At 70.8% G+C, this 15,500-nt stretch carries 15 protein-coding genes; 7 read left to right on the forward strand and 8 right to left on the reverse strand.

Annotation, left to right across the window (positions count from 1 at the left end; translation table 11 throughout):
• Nucleotides 1-130: 130 nt before the first annotated feature.
• Nucleotides 131-637, reverse strand: coding sequence for a CGNR zinc finger domain-containing protein (locus AB0H86_RS33375; protein ID WP_362447402.1), 507 nt, complete (start codon nt 635-637; stop codon nt 131-133).
• 108 nt (nt 638-745) lie between these two features.
• On the opposite strand from AB0H86_RS33375, the gene AB0H86_RS33380 reads away from it, so the two are divergent.
• Nucleotides 746-1,621, forward strand: coding sequence for an alpha/beta hydrolase (locus tag AB0H86_RS33380; RefSeq protein WP_362447405.1), 876 nt, complete (start codon nt 746-748; stop codon nt 1,619-1,621).
• 24 nt (nt 1,622-1,645) lie between these two features.
• On the opposite strand, the gene AB0H86_RS33385 is transcribed toward AB0H86_RS33380, so the two are convergent.
• Both AB0H86_RS33385 and AB0H86_RS33390 read right to left on the reverse strand, forming a co-directional pair.
• Nucleotides 1,646-2,392: a response regulator transcription factor gene (locus AB0H86_RS33385; RefSeq protein ID WP_362447408.1), complete on the reverse strand. Its 747-nt coding sequence runs from the start codon at nt 2,390-2,392 to the stop codon at nt 1,646-1,648.
• A complete protein-coding gene (locus tag AB0H86_RS33390; protein WP_362447411.1) occupies nt 2,392-3,678 on the reverse strand; it encodes a PspC domain-containing protein in 1,287 nt (428 codons plus the stop codon). Before AB0H86_RS33390 ends, AB0H86_RS33385 begins: the two co-directional genes overlap by 1 nt.
• A gap of 188 nt (nt 3,679-3,866) precedes the next feature.
• On the opposite strand from AB0H86_RS33390, the gene AB0H86_RS33395 reads away from it, so the two are divergent.
• Complete coding sequence (locus tag AB0H86_RS33395; RefSeq protein WP_362447414.1) at nt 3,867-5,423, forward strand: PspC domain-containing protein; 1,557 nt, start codon at nt 3,867-3,869, stop codon at nt 5,421-5,423.
• Nucleotides 5,410-5,652, forward strand: a complete 243-nt coding sequence (locus AB0H86_RS33400; protein WP_362447417.1) for a hypothetical protein — start codon at nt 5,410-5,412, stop codon at nt 5,650-5,652. The genes AB0H86_RS33395 and AB0H86_RS33400 overlap by 14 nt, the downstream gene beginning before the upstream one ends.
• Before the next feature lie 32 nt (nt 5,653-5,684).
• Here AB0H86_RS33400 and AB0H86_RS33405 read toward each other — a convergent pair whose 3' ends face one another.
• Nucleotides 5,685-6,203: a DoxX family protein gene (locus tag AB0H86_RS33405; protein WP_362447420.1), complete on the reverse strand. Its 519-nt coding sequence runs from the start codon at nt 6,201-6,203 to the stop codon at nt 5,685-5,687.
• 130 nt (nt 6,204-6,333) lie between these two features.
• Complete coding sequence (locus AB0H86_RS33410; RefSeq protein WP_362447423.1) at nt 6,334-7,632, reverse strand: hypothetical protein; 1,299 nt, start codon at nt 7,630-7,632, stop codon at nt 6,334-6,336.
• 145 nt (nt 7,633-7,777) lie between these two features.
• On the opposite strand from AB0H86_RS33410, the gene AB0H86_RS33415 reads away from it, so the two are divergent.
• The gene (locus AB0H86_RS33415; protein ID WP_362447426.1) at nt 7,778-8,674 is read left to right on the forward strand and encodes a DUF4429 domain-containing protein; all 897 of its coding nucleotides are present in this window, start codon (nt 7,778-7,780) and stop codon (nt 8,672-8,674) included.
• 73 nt (nt 8,675-8,747) lie between these two features.
• Here AB0H86_RS33415 and AB0H86_RS33420 read toward each other — a convergent pair whose 3' ends face one another.
• Entirely contained in the window at nt 8,748-9,557 is an 810-nt protein-coding gene (locus AB0H86_RS33420) for a class II aldolase/adducin family protein (protein ID WP_362447429.1), read from the reverse strand.
• Nucleotides 9,558-9,700: 143 nt separating this feature from the next.
• Here AB0H86_RS33420 and AB0H86_RS33425 point away from each other — a divergent pair, with 143 nt between their 5' ends.
• The gene (locus AB0H86_RS33425) at nt 9,701-10,180 is read left to right on the forward strand and encodes a pyridoxamine 5'-phosphate oxidase family protein (RefSeq protein WP_362447432.1); all 480 of its coding nucleotides are present in this window, start codon (nt 9,701-9,703) and stop codon (nt 10,178-10,180) included.
• A gap of 69 nt (nt 10,181-10,249) precedes the next feature.
• Here the strand turns inward: AB0H86_RS33425 and guaA are convergent, their stop codons facing one another.
• Nucleotides 10,250-11,821: a glutamine-hydrolyzing GMP synthase gene (gene guaA / locus AB0H86_RS33430; RefSeq protein WP_362447435.1), complete on the reverse strand. Its 1,572-nt coding sequence runs from the start codon at nt 11,819-11,821 to the stop codon at nt 10,250-10,252.
• A 288-nt stretch (nt 11,822-12,109) separates the two neighbouring features.
• Here guaA and AB0H86_RS33435 point away from each other — a divergent pair, with 288 nt between their 5' ends.
• On the forward strand, nt 12,110-12,421 hold the full coding sequence (locus AB0H86_RS33435; protein WP_362447438.1) for a chorismate mutase: 312 nt from the start codon (nt 12,110-12,112) through the stop codon (nt 12,419-12,421).
• A 610-nt stretch (nt 12,422-13,031) separates the two neighbouring features.
• Here AB0H86_RS33435 and AB0H86_RS33440 read toward each other — a convergent pair.
• Entirely contained in the window at nt 13,032-14,168 is a 1,137-nt protein-coding gene (locus AB0H86_RS33440) for a hypothetical protein (RefSeq protein WP_362447441.1), read from the reverse strand.
• A gap of 219 nt (nt 14,169-14,387) precedes the next feature.
• Between AB0H86_RS33440 and AB0H86_RS33445 the strand changes: the two genes are divergently transcribed.
• On the forward strand, nt 14,388-15,440 hold the full coding sequence (locus AB0H86_RS33445; protein WP_362447443.1) for an LAETG motif-containing sortase-dependent surface protein: 1,053 nt from the start codon (nt 14,388-14,390) through the stop codon (nt 15,438-15,440).
• The last annotated feature ends 60 nt before the right edge of the window (nt 15,441-15,500 follow it).

The following is a 15,500-nucleotide window of genomic DNA, read 5'->3' on the forward strand; positions in this document are numbered from 1 at the left end:
GCGAGCACGGACCGCCTGGCTTGGGCCGCGGCCGTAGCCAGGCCACTTCATGGAAGCTCCCCGACGACGTGACGGAGACGGCGGTCCTGCTGCTCAGCGAGCTGACGACACACGCCCGTTCGCCGGCGCTCTACTCGGGTCGCGGGGTCTCCCGTGCCCGGGCCTGGTGGCGGCGGGCTTTGATGCGGTTCCCGCAGGTCTTCATGGAGCACCACCGTGCGGTGTTGGCACGGCTGCGGTCCAAGAGGAAGAGGCGGCATTCAGAGTTCTCGCACGGCCGCAGACGGCCGGGCATGCGCTCTTTGACGTCCGCCCACGCGAGGACGAGTTCCACGGCGAGCCTGCGCTCCGGCGGTACTTCCAGGTGCCACTCGATGCCCGACGCGCTGGGCTGCGGGACCTTGCGAACGCCTGCGAGGACTCGGCGCAGACGGGGCTCCGCCGACGTGCCCGACTCCACCGCCTGGAGCGCGTCCCGGGCGGTGCGCAGCCAGCGGCGCTCCTCCTCGCCGGCGAGGCCCCCGTGCTCACGCGCCCACGTGTCCACGTCATGGTCGTCACGCCACAGGTCCTGGCGTCGGCCCTCCACAACAGGGGTGCTGTTCAGCGCCTGCATCAGGGCCTGGTCGTCCAGCACGGACCCCACCTTCCCAGCTAACTCCATCAAGACGTTTGACAGGTTACTCCAAGGGCGGTCTACTGGATGCCACGGAGTAACCATCAAAGGACGTCGAAGGGGTTAGCCATGGTTGAGATCCGCCACCAATACGCGACAGTGCGGGGACATCGCGTCTTCTACCGCGAGGCAGGACCCCGCGAGGCGCCCACGCTTGTACTCCTGCACGGATTCCCCACCAGTTCCCGCATGTTCCGCCACCTCATTCCGGCGCTGGCCGATCGATTCCACGTCATCGCCCCCGACCACCTCGGCTTCGGCAACTCCGATGCCCCGTCCGTGGACGCGTTCACCTACACCTTCGACTCCCTGACCGACATCACCGAAGCCCTGCTGGCCCAGCTCGACGTCACCCGCTACGCCGTGTACGTCCAGGACTACGGCGCGCCCATCGGCTGGCGGCTTGCCCTGCGCACCCCGGATGCGATCACCGCGGTGGTCACGCAGAACGGCAACGCCTACGAGGACGGCTTCGTACCGGATTTCTGGAAGCCGGTATGGGCGTACGGCGAGAATCCGGGCCCTGAGACCGAACCCGCTGTCCGTAGCGCTCTCTCGCTCGACGCCATCCGCTGGCAGTACCTGCACGGAGTCGACCGACCCGAGCTGGTCGATCCCGACACCTGGGCCACTGACCACCGCGAGGTCAACCGGCCGGGCAACGACCTCGTACAGCTCGCCCTGTTTCGCGACTACGCCGGCAACCCGCCCCTCTACCCTCAGGTGCACGCCTACTTCCGGGAACGCCAGGTTCCTCTCCTCGCGGTCTGGGGCGCAGGCGACGAGATCTTCGGCCCGGACGGAGCACGCGCCTTCACAAGGGACCTGCCGGACGCGGAAATCCACCTGGTTCCCGGAGGTGGACACTTCCTGCTCGAAAGCCACCTGGACACCGTGGCCGGTTACATACGCGGGTTCCTGACCGTCGCCGCATCACCGGCGTGACGCCCGCGAGAAGTCAGTTCACCGTCACACCAGCCGACGCGCCGTAGCCCACCGCGTCAGCTCATGCCGGTTGGACAGCTGGAGCTTGCGGAGGACCGCGGAGACATGGGACTCGACCGTCTTGACCGAGATGAAGAGCTGCTTGGCGATCTCCTTGTAGGCGTAGCCGCGGGCGATCAGGCGCAGGACCTCGCGTTCGCGCTGGGTGAGGCGGTCGAGGTCCTCGTCGACGGGAGGCGCGTCCGTGGACGCGAAGGCGTCCAGCACGAAGCCGGCCAGCCTCGGGGAGAAGACCGCGTCGCCCTCCTGGACGCGGAAGACGGAGTTGACCAGATCCGTGCCGGTGATCGTCTTCGTGACATAGCCCCGCGCGCCGCCCCGGATCACCCCGATCACGTCCTCCGCCGCGTCCGAGACGGACAGCGCCAGGAAGCGGACCGGCCGCTCGGCGTCGGCCATCAACGGGGCGCAGCGGCGCAGGACTTCGACGCCGCCGCCGCCCGGGAGGTGGACGTCGAGGAGGACCACCTCGGGGCGGGTCGCGGTGATGACCGTGACCGCCTGGTCGACGTCCGCGGCCTCGCCGACGACCTCCACGCCGGTCTCCTCGGTCCGGCCGATCTCGGCCTGGACTCCCGTACGGAACATGCGGTGGTCGTCGACGAGGACCACGCGCACGTGCCGCGTGTCCGCGCCGGTGCCGGAGCCCTTCGCGGACTCGGCCGCCGCCCCCGCTCCCGTCGTGCCGTTCTCCTCGGTCGGGTCGCTCATCACGTCTCCGCCCTCTCCATCTCCAGCTCGACCTCCGTGCCGCCGTCCGGCACCGCGCGCAGTCGCGCCGTGCCCCCGTTGCGCTCCATGCGGCCGATGATCGATTCTCTGACGCCCATACGGTCGGCGGGTATCGACTCGAGGTCGAAGCCGGGACCTCGGTCACGGACGGACACGAAGACCGTCTTTCCCTCGACTTCGGCGAAGACCTGGACCGCGCCGCCCTCGCCACCGTACTTCGCCGCGTTCACCATAGCTTCGCGCGCTGCCTGCATCTGTGCGCCGATTCTGTCGTCGAGGGGGCAGTCGCCGACGACCACGACCTCGATGGGGACGCCGTGGTTGTCCTCGACCTCCGCCGCGTTGCGCCGCACCGCGTCGGCGAGGGTGGTGGGCTCGTCGGCCTCGTCCTTGCCGGTGCCCTCGGGTTTGTAGAGCCAGGTGCGCAGGTCGCGCTCCTGGGCGCGGGCGAGGCGGCGCACCTCGCCCACGTTCTCCGCGTTGCGCTGGATCAGCGTCAGGGTGTGCAGCACCGAGTCATGGACGTGCGCGGCCACCTCGGCGCGCTCCTGGGCACGGATACGCATCAGGCGCTCCTCGGAGAGGTCCTGGGTCATGCGCACGAGATAGGGGCCGGCGAGGAGCGTTATCCCGACGAGGACCGCGAGGGCCGCCTGCAGGACCGCGCCGAGGTGGGCGGCGGAGCCCTGCAGGACGAAGATGCCGGAGACACCGGCGGTGACGAGCAGGACACCGCCGCCCGCACGCAGCAGGGTGAGCGTGCGTCGGCGGCGGCCGGCCTCGACCCAGCGGGCCCGCCGGGCGTTGTCCGCCTGCCGCCAGACCAGGGCGACACCCGCGCCGACCAGGACGATCGGCCAGAGGTAGGCCTTCGCGCCGTTTCCGAGGTTCACGTTGCCCACGAAGACCATGGCCACGACGACCATGAGGAGCAGGGCCACGATCTGACCCTTGTCCGGCCTGCGGGCCACGAGTTTGCGGCGGCCGTCCGACAACGTCTCGGCGGTGACGAGGGACGGGGGCCTCTGACCGCCGACGCCGCCGATGCCCAGGGGTACGAAGAACCAGAACGCGGCGTACAGCAGGGCGCCGAGGCCGTCCGCCATGAACAGGCCGACGAAGACCAGCCGCACCCAGATCACGGGCAGCCCGAGGTGCCCGGCGAGCCCCCGCGCCACACCACCGAGCCAGCGTCCGTCACTGCTGCGGTAGAGCTTGCGCGGCGGCCGCGGTTCGACGAGGGGCGCTGCTGCGGCTTCCGGCATGGCAACGATGGTCACACGACGGGAGGGCCGGGGCATCAGGGTTGTCCCCCGAGACACCCCTGATCTTCGACAGCTCCGACGGGCGCTCCCTTCGAACGCCTCCCGGGCACCGACTCAGGGGCGATATCAGGGTCCGGCCAGGGTCGTACCGACTGCCGCTGCGGCGGCTCGCCCGTCACCATGGACACATGACAGAGCACCAGCACGCCGCGGACTCCGTGCCCGACGCGGGCACCGAGTCCGACGCGGGTCCCGAAGCCGCCGCGGGTCCCGAAGCCGCCGCGGAGAAGGAACCGCGCGCGCACGGGCGGGCGGACGCGCCGACGGGGCAGGGTGCGGGGGGACGGGCGGACACGGCTGACGGGGCGGGGCCGACCGGGGCGGACGGGGCGGACGGGGCGGACGCAACCGAAGCCGGACCCCCCGGCACCCCCGACGCGGCCGGCACCCCCAGCACCCCCCTCGCCCCCGAGCTCCCCCGCAAGTTCCGGCGCGACCGGCGGCACAAGATGCTCGCCGGGGTGTGCGCGGGGCTCGGACGGCAGTGCGACATGGACCCGGTGATCTTCCGGATCACCCTCGCGGTGCTCTCCGCGACCGGCGGTATCGGCCTCCTCTTCTACGGCTTCGTGTGGCTCTTCGTCCCGTTCGACGACGAGGACGAGAACGAGGTCCGCAAACTCCTCACCGGCCGCGTCGACGGCCAGGCACTGACGGCCGTACTGTTCGCGCTGATCGGCTGCGGGGTGTTCCTGACACTGCTGAAGAACGGGGGGGTGCTGGCCTTCGGCGTCGTCCTCTCGCTGCTCCTCGCCGGTGCCGGCTACTGGTCACGGCATCGCGGCGCGCCCGACACGGACCCGCTGGCCGCGCAGGCCGTCGTCGACGCCCCGCCGGAGGCCCAGGCGCCACCGGTGCCCGCCGCCTACTCGTCCTGGTGGCGGGACCCCATCGCCAAGGACGGCACCCATGTGCGCGGCACGGGCTATCTGTGGGGCCCGAGGGACTCCCACGACCGGGACATCGCCGCGGCCGTCAACATCAGCCTCGGCACCACATGGGCCGACCGCCAGGACATACGCACCCCGCCCACGCGGTCGCCGAAACCGCGCGGTCCCCGTTGGATCGGCGGCCGGGTCTTCCTCCTCGCCCTCCTCGCGGGCGGACTCGGCACCGGGACGACGTGGGAGGAGCAGCCACTCGGCACCAGCCTCCAGACCGGCCTGGCCTGCGCGCTCGCCGTGCTCGGCGTCGGCATCGCGGTCAGCGCGTTCCTGGGGCGCACGGGCGCGGGGTCGGTCTTCGTGGCGGTCATCACGGCGGGCCTGCTGGCCGGCGCGGCCGCGCTCCCCAAGAACATCGGCACGGACTGGATGCGCACGACGTGGCGGCCCGCCGCAGAAGCCGACCTGCAGCGGAAGTACAACCTGGGCACCGGCGTCGGAACCCTGGATCTGGGACAGCTGCGGCTCGCCAAGGGGCAGACGGTGGAGTCGGAGGTCGAGGTGGGCGTGGGCCGGGTGCGGGTGATCGTGCCCCCGGACATCACGGTGAAGCTGCAGATCGACGTGGGGGTGGGCGACATCAAGTTGCCGGGCGACGAGAAGAAGGACGTGGACGTGGCGCCGGGCAAGTTCAAGCAACTGACCCTGACACCGAACCCCGGCGTCAAGAACACCGGCACGATCGACCTGGACCTCCAGGTGGGCGTGGGACAGGCGGAGGTGAGCCGTGCTGCGTCATGAGTTCCAGCCCGGAAAGCTGGTCGCCGGATTCTTCATCGCCCTCGCGGGCCTCATCTACGCGGGTGACGCCGGCGGCCTCTGGGACACGCCGTGGTTCGCCGTGATCCCGCTGGTCGTGGGAGGCCTGTTCCTGGCGGGTGCGGTCGGATACCTGACCCGGACCATCCGCAGACGCCGGGGAGCGGGCCGTACGGAACCCACCCGGACACCGACGGACTCCCCGAACTGACCCCTGCGCGGCCCTGCCCCCGCCCCCTAGAACTACCGGTAGGCCCCCGACCGCTGTCGTCGTCGGGAGCGGAGGGCCGCGTCCAGGGACACGACGGAGGCGCCGGCCAGGACCAGGGGGATCCAGGCCATGAGGTAGGCGAGGTCGTTGCCGTAGTAGTACGGGTCGGAGGTCCAGCTCACGGTCAGCCACAGGCTGAGCGAGATCAGCGCGCCGCCGAGCGCGGCCAGACGGGTGAGCAGACCGACCAGGGTGCCGAGGCCGACGGCGATCTCACCGAACGCGATGGCGTAGCCGAAGCCGACGGGGTTCTTCAGGGCCAGGTCGACCAGGGCCGGGATGGCGGAGGAGTCGCGGACGGTACGCATCAGATCGCCGATGGAACCGGAACCGGATTCCTTCAGGAAGGCGTTGTCCGTGAGTTTGTCCAGCCCGGCGTAGATGAAGGTGACGCCGAGGAAGACCCGGAGTGGGAGCAGCGCGTAGCGGGTGGCGGTCTCCCGCCAGTCGCGGTCGCCGTCGAGGTAAGGGGGTTGCGTGTCCCTACCCATGCCGTGAGTCATCGCTCCAAGCCGCCTCTCGCCTGCCGTGCAGTGACCCCTTGAAAGACGATACGTATGCCAGGGGAGTCGCGCTCAATCCTGTTCCGGCCAGTCTCTCCGATTTGGGCGGACATGACGGCTACTCGGTCACGTCGATCTCGTATCGGTTGGTCTCCACCCCCGCCGCGGTGACGACCTGGACCTCCACCCGGCCCGGCTCCACGTCCGCCGGCACCGGCACGGTGAGCACCGCGTCCGTCGGGTTGCTGAAGCCTCCGGTGACCGGTACGAGGGGAACGCGGACGTTGACCGCGCCGATCCGGACGACCATGCGGGACAGCCGGTCGGCGTGCTGGCCACCCGGGGGGACGAATCCGGCGCCGCGGATCTCGACGTCGTCGCCGGTGCGGATCGGCCCGTCCAGGTCGCCGGCCTCCCGGGCCCGTACGACGGACAGGATCACCGGGCGGCCGCCCTCCGCGTACTTCCCGGCGAGGTAGGTCCCGGCCGACACCAGCACCACCACCGCCAACCCCCAGGGCAGGTCCGGCAGTTGGTCGGGGCGCCGGGCGAGCCGTACCGCCGCGAACAGCAGGGCCACCGTGCTGATGGCGACGTACTGGATGTCGGCGAAGGCGCCCCGGCCCGCGTCGTCCGTCAGCAGGTCGGCCGCTCTCGGCCGGTCGGCGCGTACCTTCTGCAGCCGTTGCCCGAGCACCCGCAGCCCGACCACGCGGCGCACCAGCACGGCGATCGCGCACACCACGGCGAGCACGGTCACCACGCCCGCGCCACGGGCGAGTTCGAGCCCGGAGATCAGCGTGTCGCGTTCCGTGTGGTCGGAGGCGGCGGCCAGGCGGCACACCAGTACGAGCACGGCGTAGGCGACGAAGAGCACCCAACCGACCGCCACCGCACGGGAGGTGGACAGGCGGTTGTCCTCGCCGATCACCGGGGCCAGCGCGCCGCCGCGCGCCCGGTGGAACCAGGAGGCGGCGGTCAGGGCGCCGGCCACCAGGAAGGCGGAGAGCAGTCCGGCCGTGCGCGCGGTCGTCCAGCCCGCGCCGATCGCGGTGAGCGCCTGCGCCACGAGCAGCAGGACGACCAGCGCCCACACCACGACGGCCGTTCGGCGCCAGAGTAGGGCCAGCCAGGCCTCGCCCTCGGCCCGGCCGCGTTCGGCGACGAGTTCCGCGGACTGGGTCAGCTCCTCCGAGACCCACTGCCGGGAGGCCGAGGCCGAGTGGGCGACGCCGGCGGGCAGTCCCTCCCCCACCGCGAACCCGTCCCGTTTCAGCAGAAACGCGGCGACCGCCTGCCGGTGTCCCGCACGCGCCCCATGCGGACAGTCCCCGCAGGTACAACCGCCCCCGTGCCCGCCGTCGGCGCTTCCCCGCGCGCCCCCGACCGCGCCCTGTCTGGCCTCCTGCACCGCCACGTCCGACGTCCGCCTTCCCAGCCCCGCAACTCCCCTACGATGACAGCGAATTGTGCCCTACCCAGCACCGTCCGCGTCCGCCAGGTCCGGTCAGTGCGGGGTGAAGCGCGGGCCGACGTGTTGACCCGGCTGCGAGAATTTCCCCATGGCCGAGATCATCCAGCGCGACGGGACCTGGGCCTTCGACGGCAGCACGGTCCGGATCACGCCGGGTCTGCACCGCTCCGTGCCGCTGTTCCGGCAGACGTACGGGGAGATCGCGGTGCCTCTGGAGGCCGTCGCGGGCGTCGTCTTCGAACCCGAACGCAAGCGTGGGCGGCTGCGTATGCGGCTGCGTGAGGGCGCCGACCCGCTGCTCCAGGCGACCGGCGGACGGCTGCCCGATCCGGCCGACCCGTACCGGCTGCTGGTGGACGTCGACCGGGCCGGCGTCGCCGAGTACGTGGCGGAGGAGATCCGCCACTCCCTTCTGCTGGACCAGATCCCGCAGGAGCCGGCCAAGGCCTATCTCCTTCCTGGGCCGCCGGTCCCGGTCTCGGTGCGCTCCTCGGACGGCACGGTCTCCTTCGACGGCACCCAGGTGCGGATCGACTGGTCCGACACCTCCGACCGGGTCAAGCGGGCCACCGGTCCGCGGATCATCGGCATCGGGGACGTCGTCCAGGTCGAGTGGCTGCCCAACTCCGGTTACGAGGACGGCTTTCTGCGCTTCGCGACCCGCGAGACCGCGTTCTCCAAGCTGCCGCCCGAGAAGGACCCGTACGCCCTGGACCTTTGGGGCAGCCCCCGCCGTGACCTGCTCACGGCGATCGTCGCCGCCGCCGTCACGGCCAGACTGCCGCACCCCTCCGCCCGCTCCGGCGTCGAGGACGGCGAGCGGCGTGCCGCCCCGCCCCGGCTCACGTCGGCCGACCGGCCTCCGGCCGACCATCACGACGTACTCCTGCGACGACTGCGGGAGTTGGGCGAGCTGCACCGGGACGGGGTGCTCACGGACGAGGAGTTCGCGATGACGAAGGCCGCGGTGCTACGCGGGTTCTGAAGCCCCCGCCACAGTCATCCGAAGCCCCTGTCTCAGGGCTCTGGAGCCCCCGTCGCGGGGCTCTGAAGCCCCCTCACGACAACAGGTCGGGCTCGCTTCTGCTGATGTCCTGCCACATTGGCTGGTAGTTGATCCACGCCACCAGGTCCCCGCCCAGCTGCTCCCGGGTCGCGACCGCCATCCTGTGGTCGATCAGGATGGGCCGTCCGGCCGCCTTCGCGGTCAGCTGGACCTGACAGGACCGTTCCAGGGACAGGAACCACCAGGCCGCCGCGTCCACCGAGTCGCCGACCGTCAGCAGACCGTGGTTGCGCAGCACGAGCGCCTTGCGGGAGCCGAGGGCGCCCGCGATACGGCGGCCCTCGCCGGCGTCGACGGCGACGCCGGAGTAGGCGTCGTACAGGGCGTGGTCCTCGTAGAAGGCGCAGCTCTCCTGGGTGATGGGGTCCAGGAGGTCGCCCAGCGCGGACAGCGCCCGGCCGTGCACCGAGTGGCAGTGGGCGACGGCGACGACGTCGGGGCGGGCGGCGTGCACCTGGGCGTGCACGGTGAACGCCGCCTGGTTGACGTGGTGACCGCCCTGGATCACCTGCCCGTCGGAGTTGGCGAGCACCAGGTCACTGACGGTGACGTGCTTGAACGGCATCCCGAACGGGTTGACCCAGAAGCAGTCGCTGAACTCCGGGTCACGGGCGGTGATGTGTCCTGAGACCCCGTCCTCGAAGCCAAGGCGTCCGAAGATCCGCAGCGCGCCCGCGAGCCGCTCTTTTCGATGCCTCCGCTCGTCGTCCAGCGATTCGTGCATCGGCGGCATCGCGAACCGCAGCCGGTCGGTCGGCAGCGGCAGCGGCGGTGTGGGCCCGGCTTCGGGCGTCCCGTGCATGTGTCGTCCTCCAGCACTGGGTGGGTGTTACGGGGCGGAAGTTACCGTCGGTCAGCGCAAGAGAACAGCGCTGGTTTGTAAAGATGACGCACGCAAGCGATACACGACAGAAGATGTCGGGTATCGACGGAACACTGTCCGATATGGACGCTAGTACGAACTGGGCAGCTTTCTCCTCCGCGGAACCCGAACTCGCCAAAACGGTCGAGGCGCGCTTCGCCGCCTTCACGCACCACACCCTCGCGACCCTGCGCCGGGACGGCGCACCCCGCACCACCGGTCTGGAGGTGCGCTTTCTGCGCGGTGAGCTGTGGCTGGGCATGATGCCGAACTCGCTCAAGGCCCTCGACCTGCGCCGCGACCCGCGTTTCGCGCTCCAGGCGAACCCCGGGGAGGGCACCGGCATGGGCGGCGGCGATGTCCGGATCAGTGGTCGGGCGATCGAGGTGGAGGACCCGGAGGAGAAGGCCGGATACGTCGAAGAGGTGGAACCGCCGCAACCGTTCCACCTCTTCCGCACCGAGCTGACGGAGGTCGTACGGACCTACGTCGAGGACGACACGTACCTGGTCGCCGAGGTCTGGCAGCCCGGAGAGCCGGTGCGGACCCTCAGGCGGACCTGATGGACCTGATCCCCAGGACAGGTCCCAGGAGAGGCCCCAGTGGGCCCCAGGAGGGGCCCCAGGAGGGGCTCACTCCCACTCGATGGTGCCCGGCGGCTTCGACGTCACGTCGAGGGCCACCCGGTTGACGTCCGCGACCTCGTTGGTGATCCGGGTCGAGATCTTCGCGAGTACGTCGTACGGCAGCCGCGACCAGTCGGCGGTCATCGCGTCCTCGGAGGACACCGGGCGCAGGACGATCGGGTGGCCGTAGGTGCGGCCGTCGCCCTGGACACCGACGCTGCGGACATCCGCGAGCAGGACCACCGGGCACTGCCAGATGTCCCTGTCCAGGCCGGCCGCGGTGAGTTCCTCGCGGGCGATGGCGTCGGCGTCACGGAGCAGGTCGAGGCGTTCCTTGGTGACCTCGCCGACGATACGGATGCCCAGGCCGGGGCCGGGGAACGGCTGACGCTGGACGATCTCGTCCGGCAGGCCGAGCTCCTGGCCGACCCTGCGGACCTCGTCCTTGAACAGCTGGCGCAGCGGCTCGATCAGCTGGAACTCGAGGTCCTCGGGCAGTCCGCCCACGTTGTGGTGGGACTTGATGTTGGCGGTGCCGGTGCCGCCACCGGACTCGACCACGTCCGGGTAGAGCGTGCCCTGGACCAGGAAGGCCACCTCGGGGCCCGCGTCCGCGATGATCTCCGCCTGGGCCTGCTCGAAGACCCGGATGAACTCCCGGCCGATGATCTTCCGCTTCTCCTCGGGGTCACTGACCCCCTTGAGCGCGGTGAGGAAACGCTCCTCCGCGTCGACGACCTTCAGCTGCACGCCGGTCGCGGCCACGAAGTCCTTCTCGACCTGCTCGGTCTCGTTCTTGCGCATCAGGCCGTGGTCGACGTACACGCAGGTCAGCTGGGCGCCGATGGCCTTCTGGACGAGGGCGGCGGCGACCGCCGAGTCCACTCCGCCGGACAGACCACAGATCGCCCGCTTGTCGCCGACCTGTTCGCGGATCGCGGCGACCTGCTCCTCGATCACGTTGCCCGTGGTCCAGTTCGGGGTCAGGCCCGCGCCCCGGTACAGGAAGTGCTCCAGCACCTGCTGGCCGTGCGTCGAGTGCATGACCTCCGGGTGGTACTGGACGCCGTACAGCTTCTTCTCGTCGTTCTCGAAGGCGGCGACCGGGACCACGTCCGTGGACGCGGTGACGGTGAAGCCCTCGGGGGCGGCGGAGCAGGCGTCGCCGTGCGACATCCACACCGACTGCTCGTCCGGGGTGCCCTCGAACAGGGTCGAGCCGGACTTCGAGACGTGCAGGGGCGTACGGCCGTACTCGCGGGCGCCGGTGTTGTCGACGGTGCCGCCGAGGGTCGTGGCCATCAGCTGGAAGCCGTAGCACATGCCGAAGACGGGGACGCCGGACTCGAAGAGCTCGCGGTCGAGGCGGGGGGCGTTCTCGGCGTACACCGAGGAGGGGCCGCCGGAGAGGATGATCGCCGCCGGGTTCTTGGCGAGCATCTGAGCGACCGGCATGGTGCTCGGCACGATCTCGCTGTAGACCCGGGCCTCGCGGACACGACGGGCGATGAGCTGGGCGTACTGCGCGCCGAAGTCGACGACCAGGACGGTGTCGGGGGCGGGGGTCGCTGATGACACGGGGTGCCTTCCGGCGGTCGGGCGGGGGTCTGTGGTTACCGATTCTAACGGGGTGTGCGGGGGACACCGCCCGGATGTGCCATGGCATACTGGCGCCCATGCTCACGCACCCGACCTTCCTCTTTACCTATGGCAACCGGCCCGCCGGCTGCCATGGTCGTGCTGCTTGAGCAACTGACAAGCGACTTCCCAGGCGCCCCGGGCCGACAAGGCCCGGGGCGTCTGTCGTTTCCCGGGTCCTGCCGCTCCGGGGCACCGCATCGCCCCGTCCGACGAGGAGCCCCCGACATGACCGCCACCGCCACCACCACCGCCGCCGCCGCCGCCGCGGAGAAGACCGGCGCCCACACCAGCGAGGCCGTCGAGGTGATCACCGGCGCCCGTGAACGCATCGACGCCCTCGACGACCGGATCATCGGGTTGATCCAGGAACGGATGGCCGTGTCCGCGGTCGTCCAGGAGGCCCGGATCACCTCCGGCGGCCGGCGCGTGAACCTGTCCCGCGAGATGGACATCCTCAACCACTACAGCGAGGCGCTGGGCAGGCCCGGCACCTCCCTCGCCATGACCCTCCTCGAACTGTGCCGGGGTCGCATCTGAGTTCGGGCCCGCTCTCACCCGTACGGCGCGTGACCGGGGCGCGCGGCGCTTCGTTGGTGTGGTGTCCGCGCCAGCCAGGGGCGGGTCCGAAAGAACCACGCGTGGCTCACTGGAGCGATGAGACGTACGGATCGTGCTGTGCGTCGTGGGACCTCGCTCCAGGTAAGTGACCGGACGGCAGGGGACAGCAGCCCGGTCACCCAAGAGATCGGTCGGCTCCGGGGACGCCCGGAGCCGACCGACGGAAGTACCAGAGAAGTACTGAAGAAGCAGTAAGACCGGGTCAAACGGTTGCGACGGCCGCTGCCATCCAGCACGATGCGTAGAAAGCCCCCAAGTCCCGCCGTCCACAACCGCCTTAACTGCAGTGCCCCACTGCCAAAGGTCGAGACCATTCACGCGCTCCGCACGCGCCGGGTCGCCGACCCGGCGCACTCGGACCACCAGGGCATTCGGACAAGCGGCGCAACCCCCCGGCGCCGCTGCGAGGCACCGGCGCTGCCCTGACGTCGGTGCTGACCGAAGAAGGGCCCCGCGGCTCCGTCCCGCGGGGCCCTTCTCATGCAGCCGTTCGCGTGCCCGAACTCCGGGCCCGTGCGCGGGCCGCGCGTCAGGTCCGCGACACCGTTCCGCACGGCTCCGACCCGTCGGCCCCCAGCTCCTGGCTGCGGTCGTACGGATCCGTGGTCGGGCCGGTCGCCGGGCTGCCCGAGGGTTCGGCCGACGGGAACCGCGGGTGCAGGTAGCCGTCGTAGATCCCGCAGGCCGTGTTGCCGACGTCCCGGTCGTGGTGCAGGACGTTCAGGCGGCCGGGAGTGGCCACATAGCGGGCGGGGTCGAGGAGTTCGACCTCCAGGACGCGGCGCACGATGGTGCGGGTGACCTCGGGCGAACCGTCGGTGCGGACGACCGGGTAGACGAAGGTGTAGTCGGCGCGCACGTCCACACCTCCCTGATCCCCCTTCTTGAACGTCATCCGGCCGCGTGTCTTGATCACGTCACCGACGAGCCGTACGTCGGCGGGGTCGAAGCGGCTGAACATGCTCAGTGGGTCGTGGTCCTGGTCGGGCGTGCGCAGGGACCGGTTCAGGTCGTCGAGCAACTCCGGCTGCTTCGGGTCGAGTACGGCGAGGGCGGCCGCGGGGCGTTCGCCGCCTACCGTCTTCGGGTCCAGGTTGGATCCGACCAGCAGCTTCTTGGTCAGCTCGAGCGCCGTTTCGACCCGGTCCTCGGATATCCCGCCGACAGCGGTCGCCTTCGGCGGGACGATGCCGGACGCCCCGTCGGCCCACCGCAGAGCCGGGGAACCCGCGAACGGCTCATCCAGGGTGGGGGTTTCGGGGTCCGTGGCGGCGGGGGCCCCGGTCGGAGCCGCGGTTTCGTCGGGCAGCGGCGAAGCCGCGGCGGTGTCCGACTCCGAGCCGAAGGGGTCGCCCGGCAGCAGCGACGGTTTCAGCGCGACGAGGGCCACGGCTACGGCGAGGGGTACGCCGATGACGGCCCAGAGCCTGCGACGCCGGCCGGCGCGATCCTTCGCTCCCTGGGCCGGGTTCGTGCGCCAGCCCTCGGGCAGTTCACCCCGCGCCTCCTGCTGCCGCAGTCGCTCGGTCACGAGGCGGGCCCGCGCGGAGGGCTCCTTCGGCGCTGAGCCGCGAATGTCCCGTTCGGTGTCGCGGGCGAACTGTTCCCAGACTTCGTCGGGGATCTCCGGTGTCGAGGACGGCTCCTCGGACGGCTTGTCAGACACGACGGACAGTTCTAGACCGTGTGAAAGCGCATTCACAAGGCGATCCGGAGATCCGGGGTGTGACTCAGCCCACATAAAAATTCTGTGAATGCGGAGGCAACCATTCACACGCTTCACGGATCCAACACGGCGAACCAAGGGCCACTCCCGCGCCCCACACGCGGAGGCCTCTCCCACACGTGCCGCGAGTTCGCGGCACATCGGATTTCCGAGGTCTTCATGAAGCTTCGTCGTGCCATGGTGGCAGCGGCCGCAACCGCCGTCATAGCCCCGCTCACCCTGCTCTCCGCTCCGGTCGCGTTCGCGACGGACGAGACGCCGACCACCTCGACGAGCACCCCGGCGGCCGAGGACACCACGCCCGCCGCCGACGAGAGCACCCCCGCCGCCGAGGACAGCACCCCGGCCGCGGACGAGACCACGCCCGCCGCGGACGAGAGCACCCCGGCGGCCGAGGACAGCACCCCCGCGTCCGACGAGAGCACGCCCGCCGCCGACGAGAGCACCCCGGCCGGCGACGAGAGCTCCCCGACCGTCTCCCCGTCGCCGAGCGCCAGCGAGAGCACGCCCACCGACGACCCCGAGCTCTGCACCGACGAGGACGGCGGCAGCACCGCCGAGCTCAGCGCCGACCTGCACAGCGGCCTGTCCAACCTGCCCGAGACGATCGTCGCCGGCAGCGGCTGGACCGCGTTCTCGTTCAACGTGTCCAACCGCGGTGACGACGAGATCAAGGACATCAAGCCGCTGATCGGCGTCGCCGCGATCGGCTGGAACGACGCCGAGGACTACTCGGGCAAGATCACGGTCCAGGTCTTCGACAAGTCCTCCCGCACCTGGCAGACCATCGCGAACGCGGCCGGCGAGGGCGGCACGTTCCCCGCGTTCTCGCTCGACGCCGGTCGGTCGGTCTCGTACCAGCTGCGGCTGAGCGTCAGCGGCCAGGTGCCGGACTCCCTCGGTCTGACCGGCGGCTTCGCCGAGTACGCGGACGACGAGGGCTGCTGGATCGCCGACGACCCGAACGGCTGGCTGTACTTCTTCGACATCCTGGCCGCCGGCTCCGACGCCGGTGACCCGAACGACGCCAAGCCGCAGGGCGGCAAGACGGAGCTGACCGACGTCAACGAGCTCTCCGCCACCGGCTCTCTCGCCGAGACCGGCTCGAGCTCGGCGCTGCCGATGATCGGCCTCGTCGGCGGGGTCGCCGTCGTCGCCGGTGCGGGCGCGGTGTTCGTGGTGCGTCGCCGCAAGGCGGGCGCGGCTGCGTAAGCCCCCGGTGGCTCCGCGAGGCTGACCGCAAGACAGAGAAGGACCTGCGCTCGGAGGGGG

It is taken from the genome of Streptomyces sp. NPDC050997 (genome assembly GCF_040660135.1).
Taxonomy (GTDB): Bacteria; Actinomycetota; Actinomycetes; order Streptomycetales; family Streptomycetaceae; genus Streptomyces.

Bases quoted from the DNA above. Each gene is read 5' to 3' on its own strand.
- AB0H86_RS33445 (WP_362447443.1), top strand. From the start codon at position 14,388: ATGAAGCTTCGTCGTGCCATGGTGGCAGCGGCCGCAACCGCCGTCATA.
- AB0H86_RS33405 (WP_362447420.1), bottom strand. From the start codon at position 6,203: ATGGGTAGGGACACGCAACCCCCTTACCTCGACGGCGACCGCGACTGG.
- AB0H86_RS33425 (WP_362447432.1), top strand. From the start codon at position 9,701: ATGGACGCTAGTACGAACTGGGCAGCTTTCTCCTCCGCGGAACCCGAA.
- AB0H86_RS33415 (WP_362447426.1), top strand. From the start codon at position 7,778: ATGGCCGAGATCATCCAGCGCGACGGGACCTGGGCCTTCGACGGCAGC.
- AB0H86_RS33385 (WP_362447408.1), bottom strand. From the start codon at position 2,392: ATGAGCGACCCGACCGAGGAGAACGGCACGACGGGAGCGGGGGCGGCG.
- AB0H86_RS33420 (WP_362447429.1), bottom strand. From the start codon at position 9,557: ATGCACGGGACGCCCGAAGCCGGGCCCACACCGCCGCTGCCGCTGCCG.
- AB0H86_RS33390 (WP_362447411.1), bottom strand. From the start codon at position 3,678: ATGCCGGAAGCCGCAGCAGCGCCCCTCGTCGAACCGCGGCCGCCGCGC.
- AB0H86_RS33395 (WP_362447414.1), top strand. From the start codon at position 3,867: ATGACAGAGCACCAGCACGCCGCGGACTCCGTGCCCGACGCGGGCACC.
- AB0H86_RS33435 (WP_362447438.1), top strand. From the start codon at position 12,110: ATGACCGCCACCGCCACCACCACCGCCGCCGCCGCCGCCGCGGAGAAG.
- AB0H86_RS33380 (WP_362447405.1), top strand. From the start codon at position 746: ATGGTTGAGATCCGCCACCAATACGCGACAGTGCGGGGACATCGCGTC.